The sequence below is a fragment of the Streptomyces sp. M41 genome (genome assembly GCF_043673425.1).
Classification (GTDB): domain Bacteria; phylum Actinomycetota; class Actinomycetes; order Streptomycetales; family Streptomycetaceae; genus Streptomyces.
The window spans coordinates 226,358-242,279 of the sequence record NZ_JBIMKE010000006.1; the positions used below are offsets into that span (position 1 = coordinate 226,358).

General features: G+C 72.8%; 14 protein-coding genes. 8 read left to right on the top strand and 6 right to left on the bottom strand.

Annotated elements, in window-relative coordinates:
* Positions 1–11: 11 nt before the first annotated feature.
* The gene (locus ACHBTE_RS11130; protein WP_394723497.1) at positions 12–1,919 is read left to right on the top strand and encodes a protein kinase; all 1,908 of its coding nucleotides are present in this window, start codon (positions 12–14) and stop codon (positions 1,917–1,919) included.
* A 12-nt stretch (positions 1,920–1,931) separates the two neighbouring features.
* On the top strand, positions 1,932–2,102 hold the full coding sequence (locus ACHBTE_RS11135) for a hypothetical protein (protein WP_394723498.1): 171 nt from the start codon (positions 1,932–1,934) through the stop codon (positions 2,100–2,102).
* A gap of 3 nt (positions 2,103–2,105) precedes the next feature.
* On the opposite strand, the gene ACHBTE_RS11140 is transcribed toward ACHBTE_RS11135, so the two are convergent.
* The 4 genes from ACHBTE_RS11140 to ACHBTE_RS11155 form a co-directional block, all read right to left on the bottom strand.
* On the bottom strand, positions 2,106–3,320 hold the full coding sequence (locus ACHBTE_RS11140) for a sensor histidine kinase (protein ID WP_394723499.1): 1,215 nt from the start codon (positions 3,318–3,320) through the stop codon (positions 2,106–2,108).
* Positions 3,317–5,029 carry a cation acetate symporter gene (locus ACHBTE_RS11145; protein ID WP_394723500.1) on the bottom strand — a complete coding sequence of 571 codons (1,713 nt, stop codon included), beginning with the start codon at positions 5,027–5,029 and terminating at the stop codon, positions 3,317–3,319. The genes ACHBTE_RS11140 and ACHBTE_RS11145 overlap by 4 nt, the downstream gene beginning before the upstream one ends.
* Before the next feature lie 66 nt (positions 5,030–5,095).
* Complete coding sequence (locus tag ACHBTE_RS11150) at positions 5,096–5,491, bottom strand: hypothetical protein (RefSeq protein ID WP_394723501.1); 396 nt, start codon at positions 5,489–5,491, stop codon at positions 5,096–5,098.
* Between the two features lie 2 nt (positions 5,492–5,493).
* Positions 5,494–6,243 carry a LytR/AlgR family response regulator transcription factor gene (locus tag ACHBTE_RS11155; protein WP_394723502.1) on the bottom strand — a complete coding sequence of 250 codons (750 nt, stop codon included), beginning with the start codon at positions 6,241–6,243 and terminating at the stop codon, positions 5,494–5,496.
* A gap of 78 nt (positions 6,244–6,321) precedes the next feature.
* Between ACHBTE_RS11155 and ACHBTE_RS11160 the strand changes: the two genes are divergently transcribed.
* From ACHBTE_RS11160 to ACHBTE_RS11185, 6 genes are all read left to right on the top strand, one after another.
* The gene (locus tag ACHBTE_RS11160; RefSeq protein WP_394723503.1) at positions 6,322–6,807 is read left to right on the top strand and encodes an Lrp/AsnC family transcriptional regulator; all 486 of its coding nucleotides are present in this window, start codon (positions 6,322–6,324) and stop codon (positions 6,805–6,807) included.
* Positions 6,808–6,962: 155 nt separating this feature from the next.
* The gene (gene ddaH, locus ACHBTE_RS11165) at positions 6,963–7,772 is read left to right on the top strand and encodes a dimethylargininase (RefSeq protein WP_394723504.1); all 810 of its coding nucleotides are present in this window, start codon (positions 6,963–6,965) and stop codon (positions 7,770–7,772) included.
* On the top strand, positions 7,772–8,989 hold the full coding sequence (gene rocD, locus ACHBTE_RS11170; protein ID WP_394723505.1) for an ornithine--oxo-acid transaminase: 1,218 nt from the start codon (positions 7,772–7,774) through the stop codon (positions 8,987–8,989). Before ddaH ends, rocD begins: the two co-directional genes overlap by 1 nt.
* Before the next feature lie 531 nt (positions 8,990–9,520).
* Positions 9,521–11,980, top strand: a complete 2,460-nt coding sequence (locus ACHBTE_RS11175) for a SpoIIE family protein phosphatase (protein WP_394723506.1) — start codon at positions 9,521–9,523, stop codon at positions 11,978–11,980.
* Positions 11,981–12,067: 87 nt separating this feature from the next.
* Positions 12,068–13,303 (top strand): PP2C family protein-serine/threonine phosphatase, encoded by a 1,236-nt coding sequence (locus tag ACHBTE_RS11180; RefSeq protein ID WP_394723507.1) that lies wholly within the window; start codon positions 12,068–12,070, stop codon positions 13,301–13,303.
* Positions 13,304–13,625: 322 nt separating this feature from the next.
* Complete coding sequence (locus ACHBTE_RS11185; RefSeq protein ID WP_394723508.1) at positions 13,626–14,360, top strand: lysophospholipid acyltransferase family protein; 735 nt, start codon at positions 13,626–13,628, stop codon at positions 14,358–14,360.
* Here ACHBTE_RS11185 and ACHBTE_RS11190 read toward each other — a convergent pair.
* Both ACHBTE_RS11190 and ureG read right to left on the bottom strand, forming a co-directional pair.
* Complete coding sequence (locus ACHBTE_RS11190; RefSeq protein WP_394723509.1) at positions 14,353–15,165, bottom strand: urease accessory protein UreD; 813 nt, start codon at positions 15,163–15,165, stop codon at positions 14,353–14,355. The two genes, ACHBTE_RS11185 and ACHBTE_RS11190, sit on opposite strands and share 8 nt — an antisense overlap.
* Positions 15,153–15,830, bottom strand: a complete 678-nt coding sequence (gene ureG, locus ACHBTE_RS11195) for an urease accessory protein UreG (protein ID WP_394723510.1) — start codon at positions 15,828–15,830, stop codon at positions 15,153–15,155. Before ureG ends, ACHBTE_RS11190 begins: the two co-directional genes overlap by 13 nt.
* Between the last annotated feature and the right edge of the window lie 92 nt (positions 15,831–15,922).

The following is a 15,922-nucleotide window of genomic DNA, read 5'->3' on the forward strand; positions in this document are numbered from 1 at the left end:
GGAGTCGACGGATGCCTTCAGGAACACCGACATCGGGAGTGGGCCGGGTCATCGCCGGCCGCTATCTGCTGCTGAACCGGCTCGGCAGCGGCGGGATGGGCCATGTCTGGCTCGCCCACGACCGCGGACTCGCCTGCGAGGTCGCGCTCAAGGAGATCGTGTTCCGCGACCCGGCCGAGGCCGACGAGCGCGAGGCCCGGGTGGCCCGCGCCCGCGCCGAGGCCCGGCACGCGGCCGGACTGCGCGGCCACCCCCATGTGGTGACCGTGCACGACGTACTGGAGCACGAGGGACTGCCCTGGATCGTCATGGAGTACGTGCAAGGTGCCGTCAACCTGCGTGACCTGGTCGACCGGCACGGCCCGCCGGCCCCCGCGGAGTGCGCCCGCATCGGGCTCGCCGTCCTCGACGCGCTGACCGCCGGGCACGAGCGGGGCGTGATGCACCGGGACGTGAAACCGGCGAACATCCTGCTGGCGCCGGACCGCACCGGGGCGCCGCACGGCCGGGTACTGCTCACCGACTACGGCATCTCGATCCAGCCGGACGCCGGTGAGACGCGGTACACGCTGGCGTCGGTGCTCGTGGGCACCTCGGGCTATCTGGCGCCGGAGCGGGTCACGGGCGGCGCGCCCACGCCGGCCGCCGATCTGTTCTCGCTGGGCTGCACGCTCTACCACGGCGTCGAGGGACGGGGTCCCTTCGACCGTGAGTCCCATCTGGCCGAGCTGACGGCGGTGGTCACCGAGGAGCCACGGCCGGCGGCCCGGGCCGGGGCGCTGGGGCCCGTCCTCGGGGCACTGCTGGAGAAGGACCCGGCACGGCGGATGACGGCCGCGCAGACGGAGGCGGCCCTGTCACGGATCGTCACACCGGAGGTCGACGCGTACTCCCGCACCCGGACCGACCTCGGTTCCCAGCCGCCCTGGGGCGCGGCGCCCGCCGGGCCGGCACCGCAGGACATCACCGGTTCCGGCGCCCTGCCCGTGTCCGCCCCGCCCGATGACGGCCTCGGCTCCCCGCACGGCTCCGGTCCCCCGCCCGTGCACCCCGCCGACCCGCACGGCGCCCCTCCCGGGACCGGCGGGCGGGTGCCCACCACGCGCCCCCGCGTCCTGCACGCCGTCCTCGCCGGACTTCTCGGGCTGGCGGTCGCGGGAGCGGGCGTCTGGTACGCCATGACGCAGCATCCCGGCGCCGGCGGGACGGCGCGGCCGTACGGCGACGGCGTGGGGCTCGGTGTGGCGCTGGAGGGCGGCGACTGCGTGCTCGCCGACTGGCCCGGGGCGGTCCCCTTCCGGGGCACCCCTCGGCTTAGCCTGGACCCCAGCTGCCGGGAGAGGGCACCCGACGGTCAGGTGATGGCCTTCGTCCCGGCCGGGTCCGCCGTCGAGGCACGTGCGGCGGGGCCCGCGGCGTGCGAGAAGCGGACCGCGGAGATCCGTAGCCGGCTGGCGGACGTCCGCAGCTATGCCGTGATACCGACCGAGGCGGGGTTCGCGAGGGCGGGGCGGCGCACCGCCTGTCTGGTGCTGGGCGCGCACGGGCCGGTGTACGGGCCGCTCGGCGAGCATCGCGCACCGGGGTCCGCCTTCGCCGACACGGCGACCATGCAGCGCCGTGACTGTCTCGACGTCCGCTCGCGCCGGGACGCCCGCCTGGTCTCCTGCGAGGGCCCGCACGACGAGCAGGTGCTCGGATTCACCCGGCTGGCCGACGACATCACGCTGAGCGAGGCGCGCACCGAGTCGGACGCGGCGTGCGCCCGTCGGGTGCCGCCGCGCGAGTACGGCTTCGATCCCTCCGTCTACGCGGCGGGCTCCTGGACCAGCGAGGGGGCCTGGAAGACGGGCACACATTTCGCCGTGTGCACCGTACGGAAGCAGAACGGGGGCACCATGGAGGGGGACGAACCTTAGGAGGGTGTTGCGATGCCCGGTTCTGCGGACGGTTCTACGAAGGCGATGGGAGCGATCACCGTCGGTGGCCTCGTCGTGGTGACGGCCTACACGGTGGCGCTCGGGAGCAATGGCTGGCTGTGGTTCGGGTGGGTGGTGCTGGGGCTGATCACGCTGGGGATGGTCGTCAGCCGCAGCACCTGAGCCTCACTCCCGGTTGAGCCGCCCCGCGGAGTGGACGCCCGGCTGGTACTTCGGCAGCCGGGCGGTGATCTTCATACCCGCTCCCGGGGCGGTCTCCATGACGAGGCCGTAGTCGTCGCCGTAGACCTGCCGGAGCCGGTCGTCGACGTTGGACAGCCCGATGCCGCCGGACGGGCTGACCTCGCCGGCGAGGATGCGGCGCAGCACGGCGGGGTCCATGCCGGCGCCGTCGTCCTCGATGACGACGAGGGCCTCGGCGCCGGCGTCCTGGGCGGTGATGCTGATGTGGCTCCTGCCCGCGGACGCCCCCTTGCCCTCGAGGCCGTGCTTGACGGCGTTCTCGACGAGCGGCTGGAGGCACAGGAAGGGCAGGGCCACCGGCAGCACCTCCGGGGCGATCTGGAGGGTGACCGTGAGGCGGTCACCGAAGCGTGCCCGCACGAGCGCCAAGTAGTGGTCGATGGCGTGGAGTTCGTCGGCGAGCGTGGTGAAGTCGCCGTGCCTGCGGAAGGAGTAGCGGGTGAAGTCGGCGAACTCCAGGAGCAGTTCGCGGGCCCGCTCGGGGTCGGTGCGGACGAACGAGGCGATCACCGCGAGCGAGTTGAAGATGAAGTGCGGGGAGATCTGGGCGCGCAGCGCCTTGATCTCGGCCTCGATGAGCCGGGTACGGGACTGGTCGAGGTCGGCCAGTTCCAGCTGTACCGACACCCAGCGGGCCACCTCGCCGGCCGCGCGCACCAGCACGGCCGACTCACGGGGCGCGCAGGCGACCAGGGCGCCGTGGACCCGGTCGTCGACGGTGAGCGGGGCGACGACCGCCCAGCGCACGGGGCAGTCGGGGGCGTCGCAGGTCAGCGGGAGGGCCTCGCCGCGGCCCGACTCCAGGGAGCCTGCGAGGAGTTCCATGATCTGCGTACGGTGATGGCCGCCCACCCCGTCCCAGACCAGGACGGTCTCCTGGTCGGTCAGGCAGAGCGCGTCGGTGCCGAGGAGTGAGCGCAGCCGGCGGGCCGACTTGCGGGCCGTCTCCTCGGTGAGGCCGGCGCGCAGTGGCGGCGCGGCGAGGGAGGCGGTGTGCAGGGTCTCGAAGGTGGCGTGCTCGACCGGGGTGCCGAGACCGCCGAGGTTCTGGGGGCGGGCGGTGCGCCGGCCCAGCCAGAAGCCGGCGGCGAGCAGCGGCAGGACCGCCACGCACAGTCCCGCCATGAAGCCGCTCATGACGTGGCCTCCGTGCGCAGGTCCTCCGGCAGATGGCAGCGGGCCAGGATCGCCGAGGTGCCGGGCGGCACCCGGCCCGGGGTGGCCAGCGACACCAGCACCATGGTGAGGAAGCCGAGCGGCACCGACCAGAGCGCGGGCCAGGCGAGCAGCGCGTGCAGGGTGCCGGAGCCGGGCAGGCCCGCCATCGTCGCCGCGACGGCGAGCAGCGCGGAGCCGCCGCCGACCAGCATCCCGGCGGCGGCGCCGGGCGGGGTCAGCCGCCGCCACCAGATGCCGAGGACGAGCAGGGGACAGAAGGAGGAGGCCGACACGGCGAAGGCGAGGCCCACCGCGTCGGCCACCGGGAGCCCGCCGACCAGGACGCTCGCGGCGAGCGGGACGGCCATGGCGAGGACGGTGCCGAGGCGGAAGTGCCGTACGCCGCGGGACGGGAGCACGTCCTGGGTGAGGACGCCGGCGACGGCCATGGTCAGGCCGGACGCGGTGGACAGGAACGCGGCGAAGGCGCCGCCCGCGACCAGGGCGCCCAGCAGGTCGCCGCCGAGGCCGCCGATCATGCGGTCGGGCAGCAGCAGGACGGCGGCGTCGGCGTCCGAGCTGAGGGTGAGTTCGGGGGCGTAGAGGCGGCCGAGGGCGCCGTAGACGGGCGGCAGCAGGTAGAAGGCGCCGATCAGGCCGAGGACGGCGACGGTGGTTCGGCGGGCGGCGACGCCGTGCGGGCTGGTGTAGAAGCGGACGACGACGTGCGGCAGGCCCATGGTGCCGAGGAAGGTGGCGAGGATCAGTCCGTACGTGGCGTACAGGGGGCGTTCGCCGCGGCTCTCGGCCTGGGAGGGTGACAGGTCGCCGCCCGCTCCGCGGTCGCGTTCGGGGACCTCGGCGCCCTGGGCGAAGGTGAGCCGGGTACCGCCCTCGATGTGATGGGTGCCGGCGGCGAGCCGGAGCCGGTCGTCGTCGTGGGTGCGGCCGTCGATGGTGCCGGTCACCGTCACGGTCAGCGGCCGGTCGAGTCTGAGGTCGAGGGTGTCGTCGACGCGGACGACGCCGCGTTCGCGGAAGGTGGCCGGTTCGTCGAAGGCGCGGCCGGGGGCGCCGTCGCCCTGCCAGGCGAGGATCAGGAAGAGGGCGGGGACCAGCAGGGCGGTGAGTTTGAGCCAGTACTGGAAGGCCTGCACGAAGGTGATGCTGCGCATGCCGCCGGCGGCGACGATGGCGACCACCACGACGGCGACGATCACTCCGCCGAGCCCGTCGGGCGCCCCCGTCAGGACGGTCAGGGTCAGCCCGGCGCCCTGGAGCTGGGGCAGCAGATACAGCCAGCCCGTGCCGACGACGAAGGCGCCGGCGAGCCGCCGTACGGCCGGGGAGGACAGGCGGGCCTCGGCGAAGTCGGGGAGGGTGTAGGCGCCCGAGCGGCGCAGCGGGGCGGCGACGAACAGCAGCAGGACCAGATAGCCGGCGGTGTAGCCGACCGGGTACCAGAGCATGTCGGGGCCCTGGACGAGGACGAGGCCGGCGATGCCGAGGAAGGAGGCGGCGGAGAGGTATTCGCCGCTGATCGCGGCGGCGTTGAGGCGGGGGCCGACGGTGCGGGAGGCGACGTAGAAGTCGGAGGTGGTGCGGGAGATGCGCAGACCGAAGGCGCCGACGAGGACGGTCGCCAGGACGACGAGGGCGACGGCGGGGACGGCGTAGCTGGAGTTCACGGCCGCATCGGTCTCTCGGGTTCGGTCGGTTCGGGCTCGGTCGGTTCGGGCTCGGTCGGTTGCGGTTCAGCGGTCTTCGACGAGGCGTACGAAGTCCCGTTCGTTGCGCTCGGCGCGGCGCACGAACCAGCGGGCGAGCAGGACGAGCGGTGCGTAGAGGCCGAAGCCGAGGACCGCCCATTGAAGGTGGCGGGCGTGCGGCATCGCGGCGAAGAGCAGGGGCAGGGGGCCGACGAGGAGGCCGAGGACGGCCAAGACGGCGAGGGCGGTGCGCAGTTGGGTGCGCATCAGGGAGCGGACGTAGGTGTGACCGAGGGTGGTCTGCTCGTCGATCTCGGTGCGGGGCCGGTAGTAGCCGGAGACCTGGGGGTACCGCCCGCGCGAGCGAAGCCGAGCGTGGGGAAGTGCGCGGCGGGGCGGGCCGGTGACGACGACGCGGCGTTCGGTGGGGCCGTTGGGCATCGTCAGGGCCTCCGCATCAGCAGGTCGCGCAGCTCGCGCGCGTGCCGGCGGCTGACCTGGAGTTCCTCGGCGCCGACCATGACACTGACGGTGCCCGTGTCCAGGCGCAGCTCGCCTATGTGGCGCAGGGCGACGAGGTGGCGGCGGTGGATGCGGACGAAGCCTCGGGAGCGCCAGCGTTCCTCCAGAGTGGAAAGCGGGACGCGGACGAGGTGGCTGCCCCGGTCGGTGTGCAGACGGGCGTAGTCGCCCTGGGCCTCGACGTGGGTGATGTCGTCGACGGCGACGAAGCGGGTCACTCCGCCGAGTTCGACGGGTATGTGGTCGGGGTCGGGCTCGCTGACGGGGATGCGGGGCGCGCTGTCCCGGAGTGCACCGGCACGTCGGACGGCTTCGGCGAGGCGTTCCTTGCGGACCGGTTTGAGGACGTAGTCGACGGCCTTGAGGTCGAAGGCCTGGACGGCGAAGTCCTCGTGGGCGGTGACGAAGACGACGAGGGGCGGGCTGGCGAAGCCGGTGAGCAGCCGGGCCAGGTCGAGGCCGTCGAGGCCGGGCATGTTGATGTCGAGGAAGACGACATCGATCGCCTCGGTGCCGCCCGGGCCGGATTCCAGGGCGCGGTTGATCCGGCGCAGCGCCTCGGTCGCGTCGCCGGCGCCCTCGGCGCTGCCGATACGGGGGTCCGCGTTCAGCAGGTAGAGGAGCTCCTCCAGCGAGGGGCGTTCGTCGTCGACAGCCAGGGCACGCAGCATGAGGTCGGAGTGTAGGAGCAATTCGCACGCCTGCACACGTGCCGACGTGGGGATGTTCCCGCTGGATACAGTGCCGACATGAACAGCAGGCCGACGCCCTTCGACGACCTCGACCGGAAGATCATCACGGCCTTGATGGCCAATGCCAGAACGAGTTTCGCGGAGATCGGCGCGGCCGTCGGGCTGTCCTCCACGGCGGTGAAGCGGCGGGTGGACCGGCTGCGCGAGACGGGTGTGATCACCGGGTTCACGGCCACCGTCAAACCGTCGGCGCTGGGCTGGCGTACGGAGGCGTACGTCGAGGTGTACTGCGAGGGCGCGGCCCCGCCGCGGCGGCTCGCGGAGGTGGTCCGCAACCATCCGGAGATCACCGCGGCCATGACGGTGACCGGCGGCGCGGACGCGCTGCTGCATGTGCGGGCGCGGGACGTGGAGCACTTCGAGGAGGTGCTGGAGCGGATCCGTGTCGAGCCGTTCATCCGCAAGACGATCAGCGTCATGGTGCTGTCCCATCTGCTGCCGGAGAGTCCGGAGGCGGGCGCGAGCCAGCCGGCACCGGAGTAAACCTGCCAAGGCGCAGCAGGGCTGCGTTTGCGGAAGAAACTACGCAGCATTCCTGCGCGAACACGCAATATTTTTTCCTTGTCGGTCCTCGGCGGCAGTTCTTACCTTGGTGTCAACCCCCAGTCGACATTGCGAGGAAGCGGAGGAACCCCTCTGTGTCCGACACCCGTGTGCCGCGCCGGCGGCGGTACCTCGTCTGCGAACCCAGACACTTCGCCGTGCAGTACGCGATCAACCCGTGGATGCATCCCGACGCCCCCGTGGACGTCGACCTCGCCCGGGCCCAGTGGCAGGCGCTGATCAGCGCCTACCGGACCCACGGTCACACCGTGGACACCGTGGAGCCCGCCCCCGGCCTGCCGGACATGGTCTTCGCGGCGAACTCCGCGGTCGTCGTGGACGGCCGGGTCTTCGGCTCGCTCTTCCACGCGCCGGAGCGGCGCCCCGAGTCCACCCACTACGACACCTGGTTCAAGACCGCGGGCTACGACGTGTACCGTCCCGAGGCCGTGTGCGAGGGCGAGGGCGATCTGGTCTGGACGGGCCGGTACGTGCTGGCCGGCACGGGGTTCCGTACGACCCGTGAGGCGCACCGCGAGGTGCAGGAGTTCTTCGGGCACCCGGTGATCAGCCTGACGCTGGTGGACCCGCGCTTCTACCACCTGGACACGGCTCTGTTCGTCCTGGACGACGACAACATCGCGTACTACCCGGAGGCGTTCTCGCCGGGCAGCCGTGAGGTGCTCGCGCGGCTGTACCCGGACGCGGTGCACGCGACCTGCGAGGACGCGATGGCGTTCGGCCTGAACTCCGTGTCCGACGGACGCAACGTCTTCATCGCGCCCCAGGCGGAGGCGCTCTGCGGCGCACTCGCCGAGCGCGGCTATGTCCCCGTCCCCGTCGACCTGTCGGAGTTCCGCAAGGCCGGCGGCGGCATCAAGTGCTGTACCCAGGAGATCCGCTGATGACCGCTCCCGTCACCGCCCGTTCGTCCGCCGACCTGATCAGCGCCGAGGAGCCGGTGCTCGCGCACAACTACCACCCGCTGCCCGTGGTCGTCGCCCGGGCCGAGGGGACGTGGGTGGAAGACGTGGAGGGCCGCCGCTACCTGGACATGCTGGCCGGTTACTCGGCGCTCAACTTCGGCCATCGCCACCCGGCGCTGACCGAGGCGGCGCACCGGCAGCTGGACCGCCTGACGCTCACGTCCCGTGCCTTCCACAACGACCGCCTCGCCGAGTTCGCCGAGCGTCTGGCCGCCCTGACCGGCCTGGACATGGTGCTGCCGATGAACACGGGCGCCGAGGCGGTCGAGTCCGGCATCAAGGTGGCCCGCAAGTGGGCGTACGAGGTGAAGGGCGTGCCGGCCGATCAGGCGACGATCGTGGTCGCCGCGGAGAACTTCCACGGCCGTACGACGACGATCGTGTCGTTCTCCACGGACGAGACGGCCCGGCAGGGCTTCGGCCCCTTCACCCCGGGTTTCCGGATCGTGCCGTACAACGACCTGGCGGCGCTGGAGGCGGCGGTCGACGAGACGACCGCGGCGGTGCTGCTGGAGCCGATCCAGGGTGAGGCGGGCGTCCTCATCCCCGACGAGGGCTACCTCGCCGGGGTGCGTGAACTGACGCGCCGCAAGGGCTGTCTGTTCATCGCGGACGAGATCCAGTCGGGCCTCGGCCGTACGGGCCGTACGCTCGCCGTCGAGCACGAGGGTGTCGTCCCGGACGTACTGCTGCTGGGCAAGGCGCTGGGCGGCGGCATCGTGCCGGTGTCGGCGGTGGTGGCCCGCCGGGACGTGCTCGGGGTGCTGCGGCCGGGCGAGCACGGCTCGACGTTCGGCGGCAATCCGCTGGCCGCCGCGGTCGGCACGGCGGTGGTCGAGCTGCTGGAGACCGGCGAGTTCCAGCGCCGGGCCACCGAACTGGGCGTGGTCCTGCGGGGTGGGCTGTCGTCCCTGGTCGGCAGGGGCGTCGTCGGCTTCCGCGCGCGCGGCCTGTGGGCCGGTGTCGACATCGACCCGGAGTTCGGCACGGGCCGCGAGATCGGCGAGCGCCTCATGCGCGAGGGAATCCTGGTCAAGGACACCCACGGCTCCACGATCCGCCTTGCCCCGCCCCTGACGATCACGACGGAGGAGTTGGAGGGGGCGCTGGGTGCCCTGGAGAAAGTCCTGACTTAACCCCCGCCCCTCCTGACCGGCCCGGCACCCGCTCGACGGGGCCGGGCCGCCGTCTTCCGAGGCCCGGACCCCCACGGCCCCGGCATGGCCGTCACCTCAACCGGCCGGCCCGCCACCCGCCCCGACACGGACGAGCCACCACCCACCCAGACACGGCGAGCCACCACCCGCCCGAGCCCCCGGACCGCCACCGCCCGAACCAGCCCGCCGATGTGCAGGCGCTCCCACACCCCGACCGTCAGACCCTTTCGCTCACCCGACCATCAGCCCCTCCCGATCCGCTTCGCCGCCCCCCGTGCTCAGGCACCCGCAGCCCCGCGTGCCCTCCCCCGCGCCCCGAGCGACCGGCCATCCCGCACCTCGCCCCCCTCTCCCTCAGAAGGGCACCCGGCCGCCGGCCGGAAAGCGAACCGAGCTGTCCCTCCGCCGCGGTGGTCCCCGCCCGGCCCCCGCAAAGAGGCGGGGTTGTCCGGAAGGGTGAAGATGGGGACAAGAGGTGGTAGACCGCTCTCAGCGACAGAGAGGTCGGCCGTGGGCACATACGAGGAGCAGGGCGTTGCCAGGCAGGGGTTCGACGTGGCGGACGCCGCGCCTCTGCTGCTCGATGCGCAGGGTCTGGTGACGGGGTGGACCTGGGATGCGCAACGGGTGCTGGCGTACCCGGCCTCCGAGACGGTCGGACGCGATGTCGCCGAGCTGTTCGGCGACGAGGACGCGGGGCGGGTGCCGGAGCTGCTGGAGCGGTGCCGTAGGCAGGGGGGCTGGGCGGGGCTGCTGACGGCCCGGCACAAGGACGGCTCCCTGATCCGGCTCATGGTGCGGATCACGTCGGCCCTCGACACCCACGGCTCCTCGCGCTGGCTCGTGCTGCTGTCCGAGCTCGAGGACGCCACCGGCTGGGACATGAGCCGCGCCGTGCTGGAGCAGATGGTCGCCCGCTCCCCCGTCGGCATAGCGATCGTCGACACGGAGCTGCGCTTCGTGTGGTCGAACGCAGCGCTCACCCAGTTCGGCGGCGGCCCGCCGACCCGCCGGCTCGGGCTGCGGCTCGCGGACATCCAGCCCGGCATCGACGCCGAGAACATCGAAGCCCAGATGCGGCGGGTGCTGTCGACCGGCGAGCCGATCGTCGGCTACGAGCACATCGGCCACGTACGCTCCGCGCCGCTGCGCGAGACCGCCCACATGATGTCGTTCACCCGGCTCGACGACGGCCAGGGCCATCCCATGGGCGTGTACTACACGGTGGAGGACATCACCGACCGGCACCGCGCCCGGCAGCGCCTGGCCCTGCTCGACGTGGCCGGCCAGCACATCGGCCGCACCCTGGACATCACACGCACCGCCCAGGAGCTGGCGGAGGTGGCCGTACCGGGGCTCGCGGACCTCGTCACCGTGGATCTGCTGGAGTCGGTGCTGCGGGGCGGGGAGCCCGCCGCCGGGCCGCTGGGCGACGCCGATCCGGTGCCGCTGCGCCGCGCGGGGCAGCGATCGGTCACCGAGCGGGTGCCGGAGGCGGTCGTCGACATCGGGGAGGTGGTCGTCTATCCGGCGGGGTCACCGCCGATCCGCTGTCTGCGGACGGCCGAGTCCTGGCGCGAGGAGAAGCTCGATCCACTCGGCGAGGCATGGTCGGAGCACGCGCACGGCGGACAGGCCGCCATCTTCCTGGAGCTGGGCCTGCACAGTGTGATGATCGTGCCGATCTGCGCCCGGGGTGTCACCCTGGGCCTGACGACCTTCTTCCGGCGCCACCGCCAGGAGCCCTTCGAGCAGGCCGACCTGAACCTGGCCGAGGACCTCGTCTCGCGGGCCGCCGTCTGTGTCGACAACGCCCGCCGCTACACCCGCGAACGCGACGCCGCCCTGGTCCTCCAGCGCAGCCTGCTGCCGCACCGGCTGCCGGAGCAGACCGCGCTCGAGGTGTCCGCCTGCTACCGGCCGGCCGACGAGCTGACCGGCCTCGGCGGTGACTGGTACGACATCATCCCGCTGTCGGGGGCCCGCGTGGCCCTGGTGGTGGGCGAGGTGCCCGGGCACGGCATCGACGCCGCCGCGGCCATGGGCCGGCTGCGCACCGCCGTAAGGACCCTGGCGGCGCTGGATCTGCCGCCCGAGGAGGTGCTGGCCCACCTGGACGACCTGGTCGCCCAGCTGGCCCGCGAGGAGGGGGGCGAGCCGGCCGACGCGGAGGCCGCCATGGCCCGGTCGGTGGGGTCCGGGTGCGTGTACGTCCTCTACGACCCGGTCGACGGGCAGTGCACCATGGCCGCCGCCGGCCACCCCGCGCCGGCCGTCGTGCTGCCCGACGGCACCGCCACCTTCGTCGACCTCCCCCAGGGCCCGCCGCTGGGCGCGGGCGGTCCGCCCTTCGAGTCGGTCGAGCTGGCCCTGGTGAGCGGCAGCACGCTCGTCCTGCACACCGACGGTCTGCTGGCGCGCGGGGACGAGTGGGCCGTCGACGCCGACCGGGACCGGCTGCGGGAGGCCCTGGAACAGCCCGCGACCACCATCGACCTGCACTGCCGGACCGTGATCGACGCCTTGGTGCCGGACCGCCCGCACGACGACGTGGCCCTGCTGATGGCCCGCACCCGGCTTCTGGGCACCGAGCAGGTCGCCGACTGGGATCTGCCCTCCGACCCGGCGGCCGTCGCCGACGCCCGCAAGACGGCCACCCGGCAGCTGTCGGAGTGGGGGCTGGAGGAGCTGGCGTTCACGACGGAACTGGTCGTCAGCGAGCTGGTCACCAATGCGATCCGCTACGCCGCCGGACCCATCCGGCTGCGCCTGATCAGGGAGCGGGCGCTGATCTGCGAGGTCTTCGACGGCGGTGCGACCGCGCCGCACCTGCGCCATCCGCGCACCACCGACGAGGGCGGGCGGGGGCTGCTGCTGGTCTCCCAGTTCACCCAGCGGTGGGGCACCCGCTTCGTCCCCGAGGGGAAGATCATCTGGGCCGAGCAGTCCCTGACGGATCCGCCGCCCTGACCTGCCGTACGGCCCCATCTGTAGTAGATCGGTAGATACGGCGCATGGCATGGGAAACTGGTCAAGTCCCGGTGGTGAGGCGAAGCCATGGAAGACAAGGCGATCGACTACGAGGCGGTGTTCCAGGCCCTGCCCGGAATGGTCGCCCTGCTGACGCCGGAGCTGGTGTACGCCGACGCCAACGAGGACTTCCAGCGCCTGTCCGGCCGCACCCGCGACCAGCTGGTCGGCCGGTACATCTTCGACGTCTTCCCGGACAACCCCAACGATCCCGCCGCGACCGGCATGCGCGACGTGCGGGCGTCGATGCTGCGCGTGGTGGCCACCGGCGAGCGCGACGCCATGGCGTTGCAGCGCTACGACGTCGAGGACGCCGTCCGTCCCGGCCACTGGGAGGAGCGGTACTGGAGTCCCATCAACGCACCCGTCCACGGCCCCGGGGGACAGGTGGCCTACGTGCTGCACCGGGTCGAGGAGGTCACCGAGCTCATCCGGCTGCGGGGCGGCGGCGGGGGCAGCGACACCCGGGCGCGGGTCCTGGAGGCGGAGCTGTACACCCGCGCCCGTGAGTTGCAGGAGCTCAACGAACGGCTGCGGCTGGCGCATGCCCGGGAGCGCGAGGTGGCGCTCGCCCTCCAGGAGGCGATGCTGCCCGCCCGGCGGCAGGTGGGCAACCATCGGGCTGCGGTGCGGTACCGGCCCGCGGTCGGCGCGCTGAACGTGTGCGGCGACTGGTACGACCTGATCGACCTGGTCGGTGGCAACCGCATCGGCGTGTCCGTGGGCGACGTGGTCGGGCACGGCCTCCCGGCCGCCGGTGTGATGGGGCAGCTGCGCAGCGCGCTCAGCGCCACCTCACGGGTCGCCGACGGGCCGGCCCAGGCGCTGGACATCCTGGGTCGCTACGCCCATGTGGTGGACGGCGCGGAGTCGGCCACCGCGGTCACGACATTCATCGACTGCGACGCGCGCACCATCACCTACAGCAGCGCCGGCCATCCGCCGCCGGTGCTGGTCCACGCCGACGGCGAGGTGGAGTTGCTCGACCGGGCCACCGATCCGCCACTGGACGCCCGGCCCGATCCGAGGCCCAGACCGCAGGCCGCCACCACGTACGCCGAGGGCGCCACGCTCGTGCTGTACACCGACGGTCTGATCGAGCGGCGCCGTGAGGACATCGACACCGGTCTGGCCCGCCTGTCCGACGCACTCGTGCGCCATCGCACCGCCGACCCCGAGTCCCTCGCCGACGCCGTCCTGCTGGAGCTGCTGCCGCCGGGCGGCGCGACCGACGACACGGCGCTGATCATCGTGCGGCTGTGATGGACGAGCAGACGCGAGGGCTCCCCGCAAGGGCGGGCCGCCTGCCACCCGTTGATCGTGATCACGCCAAACCAAGCCTTCCGGTTGCCGCCCGCCGATCCAGGACACCAGGCTGGTCAGGCGGTCCTCCCCACCCGCAATCGACGCCGTCCGCCGACCTTCTGACATCCAGTCAGAGGGATTGCCGCGGCCGGCATCCGTCCGTCCCCGACCCGGTTCCGGCCTGTCACCCCTGCGCCTACACTGGCAGCCCCACGGCACACTGGTCGACCTGCCAGAACACGGCGTTCCTAGTGCATCCGCCGGAGTGAGGAGCGACCCCTTGTTCTACTACGTACTGAAATACGTGTTGTTGGGACCTCTGCTGAGACTTGTCTTCCGCCCGCGCATCGAGGGCCTGGAGCACGTGCCGGACACGGGCGCCGCCATCGTCGCCGGCAACCACCTGTCGTTCTCGGACCACTTCCTGATGCCGGCGATACTCAAGCGGCGGATCACCTTCCTGGCGAAGAAGGAGTACTTCACCGGCCCCGGCATCAAAGGACGCCTGACGGCTGCCTTCTTCCGCAGCGCCGGGCAGATCCCGGTCGACCGCACCGGCAAGGAGGCTGGCCAGGCCGCGATCCGCGAGGGACTGGGGGTCCTGGGCAAGGACGAACTCCTCGGCATCTACCCGGAGGGCACCCGCTCGCACGACGGACGGCTCTACAAGGGCAAGGTCGGAGTCGCGGTGATGGCGCTCAAGGCCGGCGTCCCGGTCGTCCCGTGCGCGATGATCGGCACGTTCGAGGCACAGCCGCCGGGGAAGGTCATCCCGAACATCCACCCGGTCAAGATCCGCTTCGGCGAGCCCCTCGACTTCTCCCGCTACGCCGGCATGGAGAACGAGAAGGCGATCCTGCGCGCCGTGACCGACGAGATCATGTACGCCATCCTGTCGCTGTCCGAGCAGGAGTACGTCGACCAGTACGCGGCCGTCGCCAAGGCCGAGGAGGAGGCGGCTGCGAAGGCGGCCAAGGAGAAGGAGCGCAAGTTCCGGCGACTGCCGATCAGCTGACGGGGTTCGGCCGGCCCCCCGGACCGGCTCGGTCGAGAGAGACCAGAGCCTCGTCCAGCAGCCTTCGCAGCCGCAGCGCGTCCGCCGCCACGGCACTGACCAGGGCGGCGGGCCCGGCGAGCGGCATGACGGCGGCGTTGTCGCCGAGCACCCGGGCCGGCACCGGATGCGCCGTGAACTCGGGCCGTACGACGAGAAGTTGACCGACGGCCCGATGTCCGCCCAGGGCCGCCGGCCCGTCCCAGCCGTCCGGCGCGCCGGGGCCGCAGGCGAGCTCCTGATCGAGCACCGGCCGCCCCGCGACCCGTACCCGGATCCGGCTGCCGAGCCGCCCCGGCTCCTCCCCCGCCCGACCGAGGACCTGCTCCTCGCGCAGCACCAGCCGCCCCGTCGCGCCGACGTCGACGCGGGTGTCGACGTGCAGATCGCTGCCCTTCGCCGAGATCAACTGCTCCGGCAGCCAGTGCAGTTCGGCCTCGTCGGCCACGGACAGCCGTACGTCGTAGCGCGCCTCGCCCTTGCCCTGCCCCGGGAGCGCGATGGTGGCCGCGGCCGAGGTGACGCGCAGCCGAGCGCCCGCCTCCACGTCGGCCTCGACGGTGAAGTGGTCGCCGCCGAGGGGACCGCTCATCGCGCCGACGAGAGCGACCCGCGCCTCGGCGCCACTCCCCCGGGTCCGTCGGAGCGCCAGCGGCCCGTCGCTGTCGAGCACCGGCAGCGCCGTGCCGCCCCGCCGGTCGTCGCGGGCGACGATCCGCGCGACGGCCCGCACGCCACCGGCCACGGTCGCGGTCACGCCGTCCACGCGGCGAGCCGCGCCCGCACCCAGTCGGCGACGTCCGTGACTCCGGGCCCGCCGCGCAGCGACTGGAAGACGACGGGCAGTTCGGCCCGTTGCGCCTTGGCGTCGGCCGCCATCCGCGCCAGGTCGGAGCCGACGTACGGCGCGAGGTCGGTCTTGTTGACCACGAGCAGATCGGCGGTGGTCACCCCGGGGCCGCCCTTGCGGGGAATGTCGTCCCCGCCGGCGACGTCGATCACGAAGATCTGCGCGTCGACGAGCCCCTTGGAGAAGGTGGCGGTGAGGTTGTCCCCGCCGGACTCGACCAGGATCAGATCGAGGGGACCGACCTCGTCCTCCAGATCCTCGACGGCTTCGAGGTTCGCGGAGATGTCGTCCCGGATGGCGGTGTGCGGGCAGGCCCCGGTCTCCACGGCGGTGATCCGCTCCGGCGGCAGAACGGCCTCCCGCAGCAGGAACTCGGCGTCCTCCCGCGTGTAGATGTCGTTGGTGACGACGGCCAGGGACAGTTCCTCGCGCAGCACCCGGCAGAGCGCGGCGACGGTGGCGGTCTTGCCGGACCCGACCGGCCCGCCGAGGCCGATGCGCAGAGCCCGCCGCGACCCGTCCGGCCGGTGCGCGTCGGCGCTGACGGCGGCGGGTCCGTCGTGGGAGTGGTCGAGATGCATGGGCGGCTCCTTCGGTACGGGATGGGGGGTGCGTGGTCCTGAGGTGGGGCGCGGGGGTGCGTGGTCCCGAGAGGGGCGCGGGGGTGAGTGGT

What these genes read in the sequence shown, in the direction of transcription:
- ACHBTE_RS11140 (WP_394723499.1), bottom strand. Translation starts at nt 3,320, where the DNA reads ATGAGCGGCTTCATGGCGGGACTGTGCGTGGCGGTCCTGCCGCTGCTC.
- ACHBTE_RS11155 (WP_394723502.1), bottom strand. Translation starts at nt 6,243, where the DNA reads ATGCTGCGTGCCCTGGCTGTCGACGACGAACGCCCCTCGCTGGAGGAG.
- ACHBTE_RS11160 (WP_394723503.1), top strand. Translation starts at nt 6,322, where the DNA reads ATGAACAGCAGGCCGACGCCCTTCGACGACCTCGACCGGAAGATCATC.
- ACHBTE_RS11150 (WP_394723501.1), bottom strand. Translation starts at nt 5,491, where the DNA reads ATGCCCAACGGCCCCACCGAACGCCGCGTCGTCGTCACCGGCCCGCCC.
- ACHBTE_RS11130 (WP_394723497.1), top strand. Translation starts at nt 12, where the DNA reads ATGCCTTCAGGAACACCGACATCGGGAGTGGGCCGGGTCATCGCCGGC.
- ACHBTE_RS11180 (WP_394723507.1), top strand. Translation starts at nt 12,068, where the DNA reads ATGGAAGACAAGGCGATCGACTACGAGGCGGTGTTCCAGGCCCTGCCC.
- rocD (WP_394723505.1), top strand. Translation starts at nt 7,772, where the DNA reads ATGACCGCTCCCGTCACCGCCCGTTCGTCCGCCGACCTGATCAGCGCC.
- ACHBTE_RS11135 (WP_394723498.1), top strand. Translation starts at nt 1,932, where the DNA reads ATGCCCGGTTCTGCGGACGGTTCTACGAAGGCGATGGGAGCGATCACC.
- ureG (WP_394723510.1), bottom strand. Translation starts at nt 15,830, where the DNA reads ATGCATCTCGACCACTCCCACGACGGACCCGCCGCCGTCAGCGCCGAC.